Annotated in this window: 10 protein-coding genes and 5 pseudogenes; 7 read left to right on the top strand and 8 right to left on the bottom strand. The window is 68.6% G+C overall.

Annotated elements, in window-relative coordinates; genetic code table 11:
• Positions 1 to 194: pseudogene (locus ACWCP8_RS40210) on the bottom strand (hypothetical protein); the annotation flags it as partial.
• Between the two features lie 80 nt (positions 195 to 274).
• Here ACWCP8_RS40210 and ACWCP8_RS40205 point away from each other — a divergent pair.
• Together ACWCP8_RS40205 and ACWCP8_RS40200 are read left to right on the top strand one after the other, a co-directional pair.
• Positions 275 to 823, top strand: a pseudogene (locus ACWCP8_RS40205) (transposase); the annotation flags it as partial.
• Between the two features lie 272 nt (positions 824 to 1,095).
• A complete protein-coding gene (locus ACWCP8_RS40200) occupies positions 1,096 to 1,329 on the top strand; it encodes a response regulator (RefSeq protein WP_382845041.1) in 234 nt (77 codons plus the stop codon).
• Positions 1,330 to 1,596: 267 nt separating this feature from the next.
• Here ACWCP8_RS40200 and ACWCP8_RS40195 read toward each other — a convergent pair whose 3' ends face one another.
• Complete coding sequence (locus ACWCP8_RS40195) at positions 1,597 to 2,904, bottom strand: sugar phosphate isomerase/epimerase family protein (RefSeq protein WP_451121468.1); 1,308 nt, start codon at positions 2,902 to 2,904, stop codon at positions 1,597 to 1,599.
• Positions 2,905 to 2,990: 86 nt separating this feature from the next.
• Positions 2,991 to 6,533 (bottom strand): ThuA domain-containing protein, encoded by a 3,543-nt coding sequence (locus ACWCP8_RS40190; RefSeq protein ID WP_451121466.1) that lies wholly within the window; start codon positions 6,531 to 6,533, stop codon positions 2,991 to 2,993.
• Between the two features lie 203 nt (positions 6,534 to 6,736).
• Between ACWCP8_RS40190 and ACWCP8_RS40185 the strand changes: the two are divergent.
• Positions 6,737 to 7,165, top strand: a pseudogene (locus ACWCP8_RS40185) (transposase); the annotation flags it as partial.
• A 165-nt stretch (positions 7,166 to 7,330) separates the two neighbouring features.
• Here the strand turns inward: ACWCP8_RS40185 and ACWCP8_RS40180 are convergent.
• A pseudogene (locus ACWCP8_RS40180) lies at positions 7,331 to 8,482 on the bottom strand (IS1380 family transposase); the annotation flags it as partial.
• Positions 8,483 to 8,558: 76 nt separating this feature from the next.
• Positions 8,559 to 9,310 (bottom strand): annotated as a pseudogene (locus ACWCP8_RS40175) (IS6 family transposase).
• A 684-nt stretch (positions 9,311 to 9,994) separates the two neighbouring features.
• Between ACWCP8_RS40175 and ACWCP8_RS40170 the strand changes: the two are divergent.
• Genes ACWCP8_RS40170 through ACWCP8_RS40155 form a run of 4 tightly spaced genes read left to right on the top strand, consistent with a single transcriptional unit; the run spans position 9,995 to position 15,675 of the window.
• A complete protein-coding gene (locus ACWCP8_RS40170; RefSeq protein ID WP_451121464.1) occupies positions 9,995 to 11,446 on the top strand; it encodes an FAD-binding oxidoreductase in 1,452 nt (483 codons plus the stop codon).
• A 5-nt stretch (positions 11,447 to 11,451) separates the two neighbouring features.
• Entirely contained in the window at positions 11,452 to 12,618 is a 1,167-nt protein-coding gene (locus ACWCP8_RS40165) for an FAD-binding oxidoreductase (protein WP_451121462.1), read from the top strand.
• A 35-nt stretch (positions 12,619 to 12,653) separates the two neighbouring features.
• The gene (locus ACWCP8_RS40160) at positions 12,654 to 13,967 is read left to right on the top strand and encodes a (Fe-S)-binding protein (RefSeq protein ID WP_451121460.1); all 1,314 of its coding nucleotides are present in this window, start codon (positions 12,654 to 12,656) and stop codon (positions 13,965 to 13,967) included.
• Between the two features lie 37 nt (positions 13,968 to 14,004).
• Positions 14,005 to 15,675, top strand: coding sequence for an L-lactate permease (locus ACWCP8_RS40155; protein WP_451121458.1), 1,671 nt, complete (start codon positions 14,005 to 14,007; stop codon positions 15,673 to 15,675).
• A gap of 2 nt (positions 15,676 to 15,677) precedes the next feature.
• On the opposite strand, the gene ACWCP8_RS40150 is transcribed toward ACWCP8_RS40155, so the two are convergent.
• The 3 genes from ACWCP8_RS40150 to ACWCP8_RS40140 form a co-directional block, all read right to left on the bottom strand.
• Positions 15,678 to 16,334 (bottom strand): GntR family transcriptional regulator, encoded by a 657-nt coding sequence (locus ACWCP8_RS40150; protein WP_352269953.1) that lies wholly within the window; start codon positions 16,332 to 16,334, stop codon positions 15,678 to 15,680.
• 70 nt (positions 16,335 to 16,404) lie between these two features.
• The gene (locus ACWCP8_RS40145) at positions 16,405 to 16,878 is read right to left on the bottom strand and encodes an integrase core domain-containing protein (RefSeq protein WP_451121455.1); all 474 of its coding nucleotides are present in this window, start codon (positions 16,876 to 16,878) and stop codon (positions 16,405 to 16,407) included.
• Positions 16,879 to 17,246: 368 nt separating this feature from the next.
• Entirely contained in the window at positions 17,247 to 17,918 is a 672-nt protein-coding gene (locus ACWCP8_RS40140) for an IS6 family transposase (protein WP_451121453.1), read from the bottom strand.
• Positions 17,919 to 18,078 lie beyond the last annotated feature (160 nt).

Raw genomic sequence — 18,078 nt, 5'->3', positions numbered from 1 at the left:
CGACAACGCGGCCAGCCAAAACCGGTCTGCGGGCTCGTAGCGGACCGGACCGGACCGCTGAGCTGTCGTCGCAGCACCGCGTTCTCGTGCCGCAGCACCAGCAGTTCGGCGTCCTTAACCGTGTCCCGGCGCAGCAGCACCGCAGGCACGGACAGCAACGCCCGGGTGGCCCGGTACAGGATCGAGATGATCACGGGGTGCAGCATCCCAGCCACCACCGAGGGCCTTGCACGCGAGCTCCCACCAGCAACGATGACTTTACGAGCCCCACACGATGGCAGCCAACACCGCCGTGTCGGCCGACGGCCCCTTCGGGCAGGACGCGTTCACTATCGACTGGGACCGCGAGCGGGTGACTTGCCCGAACGGCATCGTCAGTACGCAGTGGGCCGAGCGGCGTTCCCAACAGTGCCTGCCCGTCATCCGGGTCCGCTTCAACCCGGCCGACTGCCGCCCCTGCCCTCACCTGCGCGACTGCGTCAGCTCACCCTCGCCACGACGCCGCGAGCTCAACCTCCGGCAGGGCCGCGACGAACACGAAACCGTCCGCACGGCGCGAGCCGAGCAGCGAACCGATACCTGGAAAGAGCGGTACAAGATCCGAGCCGGCGTCGAGGGAACCATCTCCCAGGCCGTCGGGCGCTGCGGCCTGCGCAGATCCCGCTACCGAGGCCTCGCGAAGACCAGCCTCCAGCACCAGCTCACCGACGCCGCCATCAACCTCGCCCGCATCGACTCCCACATCACCGGCCAACCACGAGCCCGCACCAGCCACTTCGCAGCACTTCGCCCCGCCGACCAAACGATCGACGGGACGAAGTGACCAGGACCCCGGATTAACCAACAGCATCCGCATCGGACCGGGGCACCTTGCCGTGAAGGACATGCTCGGAGGGCCGGGGATGAGAGCGGCGCTGTCTCCGTCCTGCGGCGGACAGCAAAAGCCGCCCGTGAGGCGGAGGAAAAGCCCACCGGGCAAAACCACGATGGAAAGCGAAGCCGGGCGGACCGCAAGGGGCCCGAACTGCGCGACCTGTGACCGCACCGCGCAGGACCGACGGGCCGTCTGCCGCGCCCGCTCCTAGGCTGCCGACCATGCGCACGCCCGTCACCGCCGACCCCCACCGCCTGCGTGTCCTGGTCGTCGAGGACGACGACACCATCGGCCACCATCTGGCAACCGGCCTGCGCGGCAACGATTACGTCCCCACCTGGAGCCGCACCGGCTCCGCCGCTCTGGTCGAGGCAGCGCGGACGCCGTACGACGTGCTGCCCCGACTGCCCCGCATCACCACCTTGCGCGGACACGGCTACCGCCTGGAACCCTGACGCACGCCGCCTGCACGGTACGCTGCCGCGCGGTCGGTGCAAGGCTTCCCGGCCGCCGCTCAGTCCACGTTGGGGCGGGCGAGGCCGTGGTCGTAGGCGAAGATCACGGCCTGGATGCGGTCGCGGGCGCCTCGCCACCCCTAGAACTTTTGTTCTTCTATGCAAAAGCCCGGGACGGGATTTGCCGGCGCGCACCCCGCTCCCGCCGCGGTGACCACCAGGTTGCGTGGCCGCCGCGACGCGAGCGGGACGGAGAGCTGCCCGGTGTCAGCCGCGCAGTGTCGCCATGCCAGCCGCACTGATCCTGGAGAACCTGAGGGACTGGCCCGGATCCGAGTTGCCGCCCGGGGCGTTGTCCTGCTCGTAGTTCGAGTTGTAGTGACCCTTGGCACCGACGCTCTTGTAGAAGGTGGTGTAGTCGATGTCGCTGCGGGGGTCGCCGAACGGGATGAAGTTGTAGCCGTTGCCGACACCGGGTGCCTCGCCGGTGGCGTCGCCGTCCTTGGCGTGGAACAGCTGGTACCGCTGCGGCTGCTTGGCGACCTGGGCGGCCGGGTCGAAGACGTCCTCTACACGGTTGCCCTCCCAGTCGTAGCGCCACCGCCACTGGTGCTGGGCGACGTGCGCCCAGTACACGTCCATCTCGATGACACACAGGGCCGGGTCAGTGATGTCGAGATAGTGCTGCATGAGGCGCTTGCCCGACTCTCCCCGCACCTGCGTGGGCGCAATCGGCCTGCCTGTCACACGGTCCTGGGTCACGGTGACCATGGGACCGTCCTGCAGGAAGTTGTACGCCGGCGAGTGGTTGTGGGTGTACAGGTGGATGCCCCACTGCTGGCTGATCGTGTTCAGCGCCTCCCATTTCTCGCCGGCGACGGTCCACGGCTCGATGTTGCGGTTGCCCGAGTTCGTCGGGTCGCTGCCGGTGCCCATGAACGGCGTGCCCAGGATCGCCGCGAATTCGAGCTCGGTCTGCAGCCGCTCGTAATCCTGCGCGGACATGGCGCCGCCGGCGCTGTTGGGGCCGTTCCAGGTGTTCGGGATGAACCCGTGGTTGCCGATCACCTCCAGACCGTACGCGTCGAGGAAGCCGCGCAGCGTACGCGCATACGCCAGGTACGCCGCTCGCGACTGCGGTGTGGTGACGCCGCCCGGTGCCGGGTTGGGCACGTCTCCGCCGGGGTTGGCGGCGTTCTGGCCGTAGCCGGCGAACTCGATCTGCTTGAAGCCGCAGTTCGCCAGGAACTCGAACAGCTCCACCCAGCCGCCGGGCAGCGGCACGAGCGGGCCGAGGTCGGTGGGGTCCTGCGGGAAGTTCGGGCCGCCCAGGCGGCCCATGGTGGGTGAGACGCCGAGCGCCGCGCTCGCCGCGATGCCGACGCGCGTGGGCACGTCGCGCTGGCTGTAGGCGATCGTGCCCAGCTTGCCGCCCGGGATCAGCCGCCCGTCGGCTGCGCTCGCCTGGGCCGGTGTGAACACGGATGCGGGGCCGATCGGGCTGAACGCCGCGGCCACCGCCCCGCCCGCGCCGACCATGAACCGGCGCCGGTTGAACTTGCTGTCGAAGGCCATTGTGGTCCCTCTTTCGAAGTGGCTGAACCAGGTCAGGGCCGGGGGTGCAGCGGTAATCGCACGGCGCCCCCGGCCGCGGGGTGGTGCTAGGACGCGCTCACTCCTTGTCCGCCGAGCTCGGCCCAGTTGAGGTTGAACAGGTTGCCGCCGGTCTGGCCGCCGGTGACCGACCGGAACACGAGGTAGATCTTGTGCTTGCCGCCCGGGTCGGTGATCGGGAACTTCTGGCTCTGCCACGTCGCCGTGGCACCGGTCGACGTGAGATTCGCCGTGGTGAGAACCGGCCCGCCGACCGAGTCGAGGTGGACCTCGACGGCGGCCATCGGGCTACCCGCCGGCACCTGAGTCGACGTGCTCGCCACCCGGAACGTCAGCGAGTCGATGCCGTGCAGGTCGAACGGTCCGTTCAGGGCGATCCAGTCGCCGTTGCCGAGGCTGCCGCGGTGCTGGCTGCCGCCGGCCGGGTCGTTCGTCGTGGCGACGTTGGTACCGGACTCCTCCAGGGCGAACTCGGCCTCCTGGCGCTTTTGCCGGACCTGGTTCTGAGTGACCGTCGTCAGCGCCGGAACGCCGCCGGCACCGCCGCGATCGGTGTATGAGGCGCTGATGACACCGAACACGTTGCCCCCGTGGGACACGTCGTTGGCATCGGTCGTCAGCACACCCGTGCAGCCGTGGACGCTCTGCTCGGCGTGGCCGTGGGTGTCGTGGCCGAGGACGAACGTCACCTCGACGCGGCTGCAGTCGATCGTCCCGTCCTCGGGATCGGTGACCGTCACCGAGAACGGGATGCTCTCGCCGAAGGAGAACAGGCCGTTGTCGACCGGCGTGTTGACGGTCACGACGGGCGCGGTGTTACCGACCGTGATGGTCGTGTTCGCCGAGGCGGACTTGCCGCTCGAGTCGAGCACGGTCAGCTTCGCGGTGTACTGTCCCGGCGTCGTGTAGGTGTATTGCGGGTCGGGGTCGATCGAGTCGACGGTTCCGTCACCGTTGAAGTCCCACTCGAACCGGATCGAGTCGCCCGCGTCGGGATCCCGCGAGCCCGCGCTGGAGAACTTCACGTTCAGCGGTGCGGAGCCGTTCGCAGGCGTCGCCGCCAGCACCGGGATCGGTGCGCGCTTGCCCTTCACGTAGTCCCACCGGTACAAGCCGGCGTCGGCGTTGCTGTTGAAGAAGCCGTCGCCGTAGCCGAGCAGGTAGAAGTGACCGTTCCCGTCGAACTGCATGTCCATCGGGTTGTCGCACTCGAACGGCTTGTTCGTGTCCGGGACCCGCCTGGCGTTGAGACCGGCGCAGTCGAGCACGTCGTTGATCTTGAACACCCTGCCCTTCGAGTCCAGGCGGACCTCCTTCAGGGTGTCCCGGGTGAACTCGCCGACAAAGATCGCGTTGTCGTAGTACGGCGGCAGCTTCGTCGGGTCCGAGTTGTCCGGGTCGAAGTGGTACTTGGCCGCGCCCTGCGGGCCGACACCGCCGGTGCCGAGCTCGGGGAACAGCCGCGGGCAGGTGGTGGCACCGGAGCCGTTGTAGTAGGCGAGACACGGCGTACCGATCGGGTTGTCCGCCCGGTTCTCGGGTGTGTACGAGTACCAGATGTCCGGGTTGGTGACCGGCGGGCCGTACTCGAGGCCGGGCTCGACGGTGGGCCCGCCGTTGAGGTTCCACCTGGAGTTGTTCTGCGGCCCGTGCTCGGGGTTGTCGCACTCGAACGGCTGCGCCGGACTGTCCAGCGGCGTGGAGGTGTTGAAGTTCCAGCGGTAGTACGGCAGGTCCTGGCGCACGCACAGCGGCCAGCCGTAGTTCGCCGGCTTGCGCACGATCTCCACTCGGCCGGTCCCGGCAGGCCCGCGGAAGTTCTGCGGGGTCTGCGAGTCGGGCGAGTAGTCGGTCACGTAGGCGACGTCGTTCTCGTCGACCTGGACCCGGAACGGGTTGCGGAAGCCCATCCCGTAGATCTCCGGACGGGTCTTGTCCTTGCCGACCGGGAAGAGGTTACCCGAGGGGACCGTGTAGGCGCCGCCGAACCGGTTCTGATCGCCGGCGGCGATGTCGCCGTCCTTGACCGAGATGCGCAGGACCTTGCCGCGCAGGTCATTGGTGTTCTGCGCCGAGCGGCGAGCGTCGACGAACGGGGCGTTGTACTGCCCGGTCGTGGTCAGCATGTCGTTGAAGGGCGCGAAGCCCCCGGAGTTGCCGCCACCGGCCGGGGTGTCATCGCCGGTGACCATCCACAGGTTGTTGTGCTTGTCGAAGTCGATGTCGCCCGCGACATGGCAGCAGGCGCCGCGGTTGACCGGAACCCGCATGATCTCCTGCTCGGACCCGACATCGAGGTGCGCCGGCTTGTCCCCGGCGGCATCGACGAACTTGAAACGGGACAGCTGGAAGTACCCGACCCAGGGATCCCAAACCGCCGGCGAGGCCCCGGTGGTCGGCGCGTCCGCCGACGGAGTCGTCTGCGTGACGACCTCACCCGTCGACAGCTTCACGTCCTTCACGGTGGGTGGCGCGTAGTAGAGGTAAACCCAGTGGTTGGTCTTGAAGTCGTTGTCGATTCCCGGCCCGTACATGCCGTCTTCGCTGTTCTGGTAGACCGGGATCTGGGCCAGCACGGTGGTCGTGTTCGACTTGGAGTCGTGCAGCCGGACACTGCCGCGACGGTCGGTCTGGATGGCCCGGCCGTCGGGAAGGACGTCGAAGCCGATCGGCTCGCCCAGGTTCGGCGGGGCTGCGACGGCCGTCTGCTGGTAGTTGGACAGCACCGTCGCGCCACAGTCGGAGTACACCGGGTCGGCCTGCCCGGCCGCCCACTTGATCGCGCCACCGAGGTGCGAGCGCATGTCGCCCTCGCGGAAGCTGGCGGCGGTGTTGCCGAGCGCGGTGTAGAAGGAGCGCCCGCCCTCCCAGTCCTTGCACCAGGTGACCGGGTGGTCGTACCCCATCGTGCCGCCGCTGATGCCGGTGAGCGTCTCACCTGACGGCTGCTGCTTGAAGGTGTCCTCGACGACGGTGGCAAGGACATGGCTCTTGCCGCGCACATTGGACTTGAAGTTGTACCAGGCGTCGGAACGGGTCCAGTACTCCGGCAGGTTCTTCGACGCCTCGTGGACGCGGTCGGCGACCTTGATGGTGCCGGGCTGTACTTCGGTCCGGCCGGACGCGCGGGTGCCGAGGGCGTCGGACAGGAAGGCCCAGCCGGGCTGGGCCTCGATCGCCGAGCCGATGCCGACGAAGCCGCCGCCCGCCCGGTAGTACGCCTCGAAGGCGTCCTGCTGGGCGGTGGTGAGCACGTCGCCGCTGGTGTTGAGGAAGACGACGGCGCGGTACTGCTTGAGGTGCTCCTCGTCGAACTTGCGGGCGTCGTCGGTCACTTGAACCGCGAACCGGAGCTGATCGCCCAGCTGTCTGATGGCGCCCACACCGGCGGCGATCACCGACGGGTCCGCGTCCGTGGATTTCGTGAAGACCAGGACTCTGTACTGATTGCCGGAGCTCTCCGGCACGGCTGCGGCTGGAGCGGACGCCGCGGCCGGGATGGACGTCGATGCCAAACCGATGAGCGTGCTACCCACGAGCGCGAGCATCACGCCGAACGCGGTGAGGCGGCGGCGGAGGGCTATGCGCATGGAACCTCCTCAGGGGTATGCCCGACCAACGGGCCGTCGCGCGGAGACGGCCCGGCCGGGAAAGGTGCGGTATGCGCCGATAAGTCCAGAGGGAAAGCCAGACGGGTGAACGGTCGCTGCGTTACGGGTGGGACGGGGTGACGCCAAGTGCGTGCACAACTCCGAGCTGCGCGTAAGCGCCCACCGCGATCGCTGGTGAGCAATTGGCTCGGTCCAAGTTCGGATCGTATAGCCGCGAATCAGCCAAAGAAAGAGTCTGTTACGCGAAAGTTTCGGGCAAAGGGAACGGACTTCTGCTCGTACTGGTCAAAGTCCGCTGCCGACGAGAGGAACGTCGTTACCCAGTCGGCGATCTTCGGCGGCACATCACCGACGTACTGGCGACCGCTTCGAGTTCACCGAGATCACCGATGAGCTGCGACAACTTTTCCGCGCATCTGACCACGAAACGGCGCCAACGGGTCGGCACCTGGGCCGCGGCGAACAACATCGAGATCGCCTACACCCCGACGAACTCCTCCTGGCTCAACCGCATCGAGGCCCAGTTCACGGCCCTGCGCTACTTCACCCTCGACGGCACAGACCACGCCGACCACAAGGAACAGGGCAGCATGATCCGCCGCTACGTCATCTAACCTCGAACTTTCTTGAGGGTCCGACGACGGAGTCGGCGGACCTCTCGCTTTTCGGGGCTGATGGTGGGCAGGCTGGTGGCCCGGCCGTCGCGTCGGGTGGGCGCCGGATTCCACTGCCCGGAGGTTGGGTGGTGCTGTCGTCGGGGCGGGTGAATCTGCTGGTCAGCCGGGGTTGGGCAGGAGTGCGAGCCGTTCGAGGGCGGCGGTGATCTGGCTGGTCCAGGGCCAGTGTTGGGCGAGGCGGAGGATGCGGCGTCGGCTGGTGGTGACGAGTTGGGCGGCTGCGGAGAACAGGCGGAATCGCAGGCGGCGGGGCTCCCAGAGCCGGGCCTTGCCGGTCAGGGCGAGCATGGGCATCCAGGCCAGCAGGTCGAGAGCGATCTGGACGATCTCCAGCCAGATCCGGTTCTGGGCGGTGCGCTGCAGAGGAAGGTTCCGCAGTCCGGTGGCCCGGGCGGCCCGGATGCGGTCCTCGGCCCTGGCCCGCAGCCGGTGACGGAGTTCGAGCTCGGCGATCGGCCGGTCAGGGGTGTTGGTCGCGAAGCAGGTGATACGCATGCCGTCCGCGTCGGTGATCCTCAACTGGGCCCCGGGATGGGGCCGTTCCTTGCGGACGATCAATCGCATGCCCTTCGGCCAGCCGTCCAGAAGCTTGCCGGTGAGCTCGGCGGCCCAAGCCCCGTCCCGGGCCTCGCCGTCGGCTTCGACGGCCGGGGTCCAGGCCGAGGCGGGGACCTTCAGCACGTGTTCGTGGATCGCTTCGGTGATCACCATGCCGACCGAGTAGGACAGCCATCGTCCTCGCCTGGCGAGCCAGGACACGAAGTCGTGGGTGCCGCCGGCGGAGTCCGTGCGGATCAGCGTCTGTCGTCCTCTTCGGTACTTCTTCGGTAGTTGGACCAGGGCGAGTTGGGTGGTGGTGATGTGGTCGGCGGCTGTGTTGGAGCCCGCGTTTCCCGGTCTCAGGAGGGTGGCGACGGGCTCTCCGGTTCCGCCGGGGCCGTGATCGACGAAGGCGGTCAGCGGGTGGTGGCCGTAGGTCTTCTTCCAGGTCGCGGCTGCGTCCTCCTTCTCCGAGTGCGCGATCACGAGGACGCCGTCGAGATCGACGATGATCTGCCCGTCGGCATCGGGGGCGTTATTGCCCGCCAACGACCAGACGCGTGAGCGGACTTCGGACCGTGCGGACCGGACGGCCTGCAGGGCCTTCTCCCCGGAGGCGGCGAGGGCGTCGATCAGGCGGGAGACGGTCGGGTCGGAGGCGACCGCGCCGAAGACGGCCGGTTCTGCCCGCAGCATCGCGATGTCCGCGAGGGGCTTTGTCAGGTTGAGCGAGTGATCGAGGGTGTGAGCCGGTTCGACGCGTTTCGGCTTCGGTGGTGACAGCGGCTCAGGCTACGGCGGGCAGGCTGGCGACGCCGGTGATCTGGTCCCAGATCGCGAAGCAGATGATCATCTCGGCGCGGTAGTTCGGGGCGGTGAGGAGGTGACGGCGGGGTCGGAAGTGGGGTGAGATGCCGCTGAACGCGGCCAGGAACCGTTGTGCGGCACCCACCGATCGGAAGCCTTTCATCGCGCGCTCGCGTTGCCTCGTCGGCTGGTGGGAGTTCTCGGCCCGGTTGTTCAGGCCCTTGTGCGAGCGGTGTTCGACCGACGGCATCTCGTGGCGGTGGGCGGCGCCGTAGGAGCGGAGCTTGTCGGTGACGATCACCCGGGGCACCGACCGGGTCTTCTTCATCAGCTTCCGGAAGAAACGCCTGGCCGCGGCCTCGTCCCGCCGGTTCTGCAGCAGGATGTCGAGCACGTTCCCGTCTGGTCCACGGCCCGCCACAGGTACCGCTGCACGCCGTTGATTTTGACGAACACCTCGTCCAAGTGCCACTTGTCACCAGGCCCCGGACGGCGCCGACGTAGAGCAGCGGCATAAGCCGGGCCGAACCGGCGCGTCCACTGGTGGACTGTCTCGTGGCTGACCTCGATGCCGCCCTCGAGCATCAGCTCCTCGATGTCGCGCAGGCTCAGGTTGAAGCGGTGGTACAGCCACACGCAGTGGGAGATGACCTCCGGAGGGAAGCGGAAGCCCCGGTACGACGGCGTCACCACGGACAGCCCCTCCAGCGATTCGACCAGACGGATGATCATGCCGCCTGAGAAGGCCACCACTCAACCTGACAACGCCGTGGATCGTGCTCTTGCGACTGCCTACCTGTCCGTGTCGAGCATGTTCGCCTTCATCCGGCTGCGACCGATGAGCGCTGCGGACAAGGACATCGAGATCTTGACGCTCCACCACCAGTTGACTGTCCTGCAGCGGCAGATCACAGGCCGTGCGTCACCCTGGCGAACCGCGCTTTCCTGGCGGTTGCACCGGGGCCGAGTTCCGAGCGGACGAGGCTCGGGCACCGCCTCTGGCTCTGCTGGGCGACGCGCCCGCCGAGCGCTTCCACGGCCGACTGGGCCGCCTCCACCGCGCACCTCCACCTGCCGAGGACGGGCGAACCACCGGGAGTTGTCCCGGTGAGGGCGTACAGACACTTGGCGAAACACCGGGATTGCGTCGACAAGGCTGCTGAGCGGCTGTCCTGCCAAGTGCCGTAAACCGCCGAGTGGTTGAGCGCCACGTTGCCGTCCGTGGTTGTGGCGTCGGCCGGTGCGGATGCCCGCCCAGGCGTTCCCGCGTGGGCCGCTTCTCGCTCTCCGGAACATAGATGCAACGAAGCATTGACGCATAGATACATAGAGACCTAAGTTCCGTATTGCGATCTCCCACTTTCAGATCGTGGAACCTTGCGTACTTGTCGCTTCGTCACGGTTCAAGGAGGTCCCATGATCGACGCTGCTCTTCGACGCCGCTTCCAAGCCGCCCTGGGCCCGCACTCGGTCCTTCACGACCCGCTGCAACTGCGCACCTACGAGTGCGATGGGCTCACCGGATTCCGCCAGATCCCGGCCCTCGTCCTCCTCCCCCGCAGTACCGAAGAGGTGGCCGCCGCCGTCTCGTTGTGTGCCGAAGCGGGTATCCCCTTCGTCGCCCGCGGTGCTGGGACCGGGCTCTCCGGTGGGGCGGTGCCGCTCGCTGACGGAGTGGTGATCTCGCTGGCCAGGATGCGGCGGGTCCTCGAGTTCGACCCCGATGACCGACGGATGGTCCTCGAACCGGGGGTTTCCAATGCCCACATCTCCAGGCTCGCGGCGCCGCACGGCCTCTACTACGCGCCGGACCCGTCGAGTCAGACCGTCTGCACGATCGGCGGCAACGTCGCGGAGAATTCCGGTGGGGCGCATTGCGTGAAGTACGGCTTCACGGTGCATCACGTCCGCGCTCTGCGGGTCGTGCTGCCGGACGGATCGATCGTCGGACTGGGCGGGGATGCACCGGAGACCACGGGCCCGGATCTCTGCGGCCTCTTCATCGGCTCCGAGGGCACCCTCGGGATCGCCACCGAGATCACCGTACGACTACTGCGCACCCCCGAGTGCGTACGGACGCTTGTGGCCGACTTCCCCAGCGTGGAGCAAGCGGGCGACGCGGTCAGCGAGATCATAGCGGGTGGCATCGTGCCCGCCGCGGTGGAGATGCTGGACGCGCTGGCGATCGAGGCCTGCGAGTCCGCGGTCGGGGCCGGCTACAGCCTGGACACCGCAGCGGCTCTGGTAGTGGAGCTGGACGGTCACGAGGCGGAGTGCGAGGAGCAGTTCGAACGGGTTGCCGCCGTCTGCCGAACGCACGGCACCACCAAGATCCGAATCGCCGCCGGCCCGGAGGAGCGCGCCCGTATCTGGAAGGGCCGGAAGGCCGCCTTCGCCGCGGTGGGCCGCATCAGCCCCGACTATCTGGTGCAGGACGGCGTCGTACCGCGCACTCGGCTGGCCGAAGCGCTGCGCCGCATCGAGGGGATGTCGCGAGCCGACGGCCTGCGTGTGGCGAACGTCTTCCATGCCGGCGACGGCAATCTGCATCCCCTGGTCCTCTTCGACGAGAAGGCCGGGGAGGGCGAGCGTGCGGAGCAACTGTCCAGGAACATCGCCGAGATGTGCGTTGAGCTGGGCGGCTCGCTCAGCGGCGAGCACGGCATCGGCCTGGACAAGGCGTGCTCGATGCCGCGGATGTTCGGCGAGACCGATCTCGCCGCCATGCATCGGCTGCGTACGGCCTTCGACCCCGAGGGCCTGGCCAATCCCGGCAAGGTCCTGCCCACTCCGCGGCTGTGCGGCGAGCGCCCGGGTCCCTACCGGCCGCATCCGCTCGAGGCCGCCGGCGTCATCGAGAGGTGGTGAAGAGCATGGCGGACAAGGCCGTCCGTCCTGAGAGCCTGGCGGAAGCCGCCCACGTCATGCGCACGGCGGCCGCAGCCCGCGAGGCCGTGCTCTGTACGGGCGCGGGATCGGCGCTCTCCTGGGGGGCACCCCCGTCCCGGTCCGGCGTCGTCGTCGAGACGGCCGGCCTCGACGACGTGATCAGCCATACCGCCGCCGATCTCACGGTCGGCGTCCAGGCCGGCATGAGGTTGAACGAGCTGCAGCAGCTGCTCGCACCCGCAGGGCAGTGGCTGCCCTGCGACCCGCCGGCCGCCGCCGAGGGCGCGACGCTGGGCGGTCTGCTGGCGAGCGCCGACGCCGGTCCCCTGCAGCTCGCCTTCGGGAGCCTGCGCGATCTGGTGATCGGCGCGACCGTGGTGCTGGCCGACGGATCTGTCGTTCGGACGGGCGGGCAGGTGATCAAGAACGTCGCAGGATATGACCTGGCGAAGCTGTTCGCCGGCTCGCTCGGCGCCTTCGGCCTGATTGCCGAGTTGACGCTGCGGGTGCATCCGCTTCCCGCGGCGACCGCCACGCTGGCCGTTCCCGTGGAGGGCATCGACGGGGCGCTCGCAGCGGCCCGTGCCGCGATCCGGTCGCCGCTGGAGCCCGTCGCCGCGGAGTGGGACGGCGCGCAGGAGATGCTGATCCGCTTCCATGGCACTCCGCGTGGCGTCGAGGAGCGGATGCGCATCGCCGCATCGGTGCCCGGCCTTGCGGGCGCGCGGGCGGTCGACGGCGAGGAGTGCTGGGGGCGGCTCGCCGCTCAAGTCCGCGGCGGCGAGGGCGACACCATCCTGCGCGTCGGCGCCCGGCCCGCGCATCTGCCCGAGCTGGTCAGGTCGCTCGATGAAGGCGCCCGGCGCCATGGCATCGATGTCGCGGTGACCGGCAGCATCGCTATCGGCGTCCTCACCACGCGCCTGCGGGGCGATGACGTCGCCGCGCACGCGTCCTGCCTGACGGCCTGGCGGCACACTGTCCACGCACTCGGCGGCACGGTCACCCTGCGCAGGCGCCGCGAGGGTGTCGACGCGCACGCCGATGCCTGGGGGCCCGCACCTTCCGCTGTCCCCGTACTGCGCGCCCTCAAGCGGCAGTTCGACCCCGACGACCGGTGCGCACCCGGACGCTTCACGCCCTGGTTCTGACGTACCCGCCTGCCATCCCTGCGTAAGGAGCGTTCATGGCCACCCTCCAGCCCGGGAAGTCCGGCGAGGGCTTCGACGAGCAGCACCCACCGTCCCAAGAGCTCGTCTCGGACTGCGTGCACTGCGGCTTCTGCCTGCCGGCCTGTCCCACGTACGCGCTGACCGGCGAGGAGATGAACTCGCCGCGCGGCCGCATCTACCAGATCAAGCTGATCGGCGGTGGCGAGGCGCCCCTGGGCGCCGCCGCCGTCAGCCACTTCGACGCCTGCCTGGGCTGCATGGCCTGCGTGACCGAGTGCCCCTCGGGGGTGCAGTACGACAAGCTCATCGAGAGCGTGCGCCCGCAGATCGAGCGCAACTGGACCCGCAGCCGCTCCGACCGCGTCTTCCGGCGCCTGATCTTCGGGCTGTTCCCCTATCCGCGCCGTCTGCGCCTGGCCGCCGTCATCGGCTCGCTCTACCAGCGGCTGCGCATACACAACGTCCTCGCCAGGACCGGCCTCCTCGCCCGGCTCCCGGCGCGGCTGCGGGCTCTTGAGGCGCTGATGCCCGACGTACGGCTGCGCTCGGCCCTGCGCCGCACCCCGGACCGTACGCCCGCCGCCAGCACCGCCCGGCGCACCGTCGGCATGGTCACCGGCTGCGTCCAACAGGTGTTCTTCGCGGAGGTCAACGAGGCAACGGTACGCGTCCTCACGGCCGAAGGCTGCGACATCATCGCGCCCAGGGCGCAGGGGTGCTGCGGCGCACTCAGCGAGCACGCGGGGCGCGCGGAGGAGGCACTGGCCCGTGCCCGCAGGCTGATCGACACCTTCGAGCCGCTCGACGTCGACACCATCGTGGTCAACGTGGCGGGCTGCGGCTCGTCCCTGAAGGAGTACGGCCGACTGCTCGCCAACGACGCCGACTACCGCGAACGGGCGGCCGCGTTCTCGGCCAAGGTACGGGACGTCACCGAGCTCCTCGCCGAGCTGGCCCCGGTCGCACCCCGCCACCCGGTGCCGGCGCGGGTCGCCTACCACGACGCGTGCCACCTCGCCCACGCCCAGGGCGTGCGCAACGAGCCGCGCGCCGTGCTGCGCAGCGTGCCGGGCCTCGACCTCGTGGACATCCCCGAGGCCGACATGTGCTGCGGCTCCGCCGGCATCTACAACCTCGTCCAGCCTGAGGCGGCGGAGGAGCTCGGCCGCCGCAAGGCGGACAACATCCGCACCACCTCCCCCGAGGCCGTGGTGACAGCCAACCCTGGCTGTCTGCTGCAGATCGGCAGGCATCTCGACCGCTCGCTGCCGCTGCTGCACCCGGTTCAGATCGTCGACGCAGCGATTCGGGGCGTCCGTCCCTGGTGAATTCCGCTCCACTCCACCGACGCAGCTGGAGACAATTGTGTTCCAACCCGTACTGGACCCGCTCGCAAACTCACTCGCCTGGTCGTCGCTCGTCGCGGCACTACCCCTGATAGTCTTCTTTGTCCTCCTCGGCGTGGTACGACTCAAGGCCCATTGGTCGGGACTCGCCGCCCTCGGCACGGCCGTGGTGGTCGCGATCACCGCGTACGACATGCCGACCGGGCAGGCCTTCGACTCCGCCGCCGAAGGCGCGGTCTTCGGACTGTTCCCGATCATGTGGATCGTGGTCAACGCCCTCTGGATCTACCAGATGACGGTCGATACAGGGCACTTCGAAGTGCTGCGCCGGTCGTTCAGCAGGCTCTCCGACGACCGACGGCTGCAGGCCGTCATCGTGGCCTTCTGCTTCGGCGCGCTGCTGGAGGCGCTGGCGGGCTTCGGCGCGCCGGTGGCCATCACATCGGTCATGCTCATCGCGCTGGGCTTCGAGCCGTTCAAGGCGGCCAGCGCGGCGCTGCTGGCGAACACCGCTCCGGTGGCATTCGGCGCCATGGGTACGCCTGTGATCACGCTGGCGCGGCTGACGGGCATCCCCCTGGACACCGTCTCCTCCGCCGTCGGCCGGCAGACGCCCCTGCTCGCCGCCGTCGTACCGCTGCTGCTCGTCACCCTGGTGGACGGCCGCCGTGGCATACGGGAGACGTGGCCGCCCGCCCTCGCCTGCGGACTCTCCTTCGCGGTGGCGCAGTTCACCTGCGCCAACTACATCTCCACGGAGCTGACGGACGTCGTCGCCGCACTCACCGCCCTCGGCGTCACCGTCCTTGTCATGCACGCGACGAAGATCGGCGTGCCCGGTTCCGCCAGGCGCCGGCTGCAGCCCCCGCCGGTCATCGCCGGTGGCAGTGAGAACGCGGACCCGGCCCTGCTGGCGCGGCTGCGTACGATCTCCGAGGCAAAGGACCGTCCGGGCGCGGTGGCACGGGCCTATCTCCCGTACGCCATCATCATCGTGGTTTTCGCCGTGAGCCAGCTGAACTCCGTCAAGGCGTGGCTGGCGCACGGCGCCGAGACCTTCGCCTGGCCCGGCCTGCACGTAGCCGACGCAGCTACCGGCGCCCCCAGCAAGGCCACCACCTTCGCCTTCAACTGGCTGCCTGCCACAGGGACGCTGCTGCTGTTCAGCGGCCTGGTGACCGCGCTCGCACTGCAGGTGCGGCCCGGGATCGCTGTACGGGCGTACAGGCGCACGCTGCACCAGCTGTGCTGGGCGATTCTCACGGTGGCGTCGGTGCTTGCGCTCGCCTATGTGATGAACCTGTCCGGGCAGACGACCACGATCGGCTACTGGATCGCCGCGACCGGCGCCGGGATGGCCTTCCTCTCCCCCGTGCTGGGGTGGCTGGGCGTCGCGGTCAGCGGCTCCGACACCTCCGCCAACGCCCTCTTCGGCGTCCTCCAGGTGAACGCAGCCAAGGGCGCCGGGCTCAGTCCCGAACTCCTCGCGGCCGCCAACAGCTCGGGAGGCGTACTCGGCAAGATGATCTCGCCGCAGAACCTCGCCATCGCCGCGGCCGCGACCGGCCTGGGCGGCCGGGAGCCAGAGCTGCTGCGACGGGTGATCGGCTGGAGTCTGGCACTGCTGCTGGCGATGTGCGCACTGGTATATCTGCAGTCGACACCGGTGCTGGGGTGGATGCTGCCCTAGGCTCAACTCCCGTGCAGGACCGCTGCGCGAGTGCCGCCCAGGTGCTCGCGCAGCGCCTTGCGGTAGCCGGCGAAGTCGCCGCGCTCCAGCAGATCCACCAGCTTGATGTGCTCGCGGTTGGTCGTGCTCAGCCGGTCGGGGTCATGCGCCACGGCGGACAGGCCCATGCGCTGCTGCCGGTCGCGCAGCCCTCCGTAAAGGTCGAGGAGTATCGGATTGTCCGCGGCACTGACGATCAGCTGGTGGAAGGCCTGGTCCGCGGCGACGAACCCCTTGCCGTCGCCCGCCTCACGCAGCCGTTTCTGCTCCTCGATCTGCGTGCGCAGGGCCTCGACGAGCTGTGCGAGCGCCTCGTCCCCGAAGCGGGCGATCTTCTCCGCGGCGAAGAACTCGATCAGCTCCCGACTTTCGAGCACGGCCTCCACCTCCTTGGCGGAGACGGGGACGACCACCGCTCCCCGCTTCGGATAGAGGCGGAGCAGCCCCTCGGCTTCGAGTCGGAGGAACGCCTCACGGACGGGCGTACGGCTGATGCCCAGGGCCTGAGAGATCTGCCCCTCGCTTATCAGGGCCCCGCCAGCGAGAGCGCCGTCGAGGATCTGGGTCTTGGTGTACATGTACGCACGTTCTTTTATGGTGACACCCTCACTCAACTTCATCCCCTCCTCTCCTCCTTGGATTCATTCTTCCATCCAAGTCAGGACACATGCACCGGCCCCTGCACCGTACTCACGGTCCGCGCTGTAATTCACGTCTCCGTATGTCGAGGCGAGCGATCTGCTCCGGATCGCTGATCGGGACCGGCAACGGGTGCGGAGGGCGGGCGTTGTCGATGCCCTGATGGGGCCGATGGGAGTTGTAGAAGTCCTCGAACTCGCGTAGGGCGTGCAGCAGGTGCCGCTGATTCCAGATCAAGGTACGGTCCAGCAGCTCGCGCCGACAGGTCTGCACCCACCGTTCCATGACCGAGTTCATGCGCGGCATCCGCACCCCGCTGGGCACCACCTCGATCACCACCTCGGCAAGGACCGCGTCGAACAGCGAGGGGAACTTCCCGTCGCGGTCCCGGATCAGGAACCGTGCCCGGCAGCCGGCGTCTTCGAGGTCCATGACGAGATTCTTCGCTGTCTGCGTCACCCAGGAGGCGCTCGGTGGCGCGGTGGCGCCGAGGATCCGGATCCGCCGGCAGGCATGCTCGATCACCGCGAACACACATTCAGGCGCACCCCGGACAGCGTGAAAGATCGACGACATCGTGACCATGCTTGACGCCCTCGAGCGGGCGCTCGCCGGGCACCGCGAGGCCTGACCTGGGCCAGGTGAGGTGACGCGTTGCTGGCTCAGGGTGCCGCGTCACCTCACCCGCCCGGCAGAATCGCCGCCATGCTGAACGTCTTACTTCCCGCCGTACCGGATTTTGTCGGCAGGGAAGGACCCTTCGACCTCCCCAGGCGTTATTGCCCTTCCCGGCCGACTGCGGACAGCTACCCGCCCGTCCCGGTCTCATTCGTCCCCGTCTCCGGCGCGGCGGCTGGTGCGGTTCGCGGCGAAAGCTGCAGTACCGCGTCACCTCACCTCGCCCGGCGGATTTCGGCTCGGTAGTCGTGTGCGGTCATCAGGTGGCGGCGGGGTCGGAAGTGGGGCGAGATCCCGCTGAACGCGGACAGGAACCGTTGGGCCCCACCTACGGAGCGGAAGCCCTTCATCGCCCGTTCACGCTGCCTGGTTGGCTGGTGGCTGTTCTCCGCCCGGTTGTTCAGACCCTTGTGCGAGCGGTGCTCCATCGAGGGCATGACGTCACGGTGAGCCGCGCCGTAGGAGCGCAGCTTGTCGGCGACGACCACCCGGGGCACTGTGCGGGTCGTCTTCAGCAGTCTGCGGAAGAACCGCCGGGCCGCGGCAGTGTCCCGTCGGTTCTGCACGAGGATGTCCAGGACATTGCCATCCTGATCCACGGCCCGCCACAGGTACTTCCGCTCACCGTTGACCTTGATGAAGACCTCGTCCAGATGCCACTTGTCGCCGGGCCGGGGCTGCCGGCGGCGCAGCGCGCTGGCGTAGCTCTGCCCGAACTTGGCACACCAGCGGCGGACCGTCTCATGCGAGACGACGACACCGCGCTCGAGCATCAGCTCCTCCACCTCACGGAAGGACAGCGGAAACCGGAAGTACAGCCACACACAGTGGGAGATCACCTCGACCGGGTACCGATGGCCCTTGTACGACGGCGACACGTCCCCCACGGACAACCCTCTCCAGCATGATCAACCCGAAGATCATCCCACTCAGCCAGCCAACGTGACAGCGCCCCTTCGCGGACAAGGACAGCACCATCTCGTCAACGCCGCCCAGGCGCCGCTGGCGCTTCTTGACGATCTGCGGCTCGAAGGTGCCGGCCACGTC

Source organism: Streptomyces sp. NPDC002206, assembly GCF_053593595.1.
Note: the sequence above shows the minus strand (reverse complement) of the source record. Positions and strands in the feature narration are given on the sequence as shown.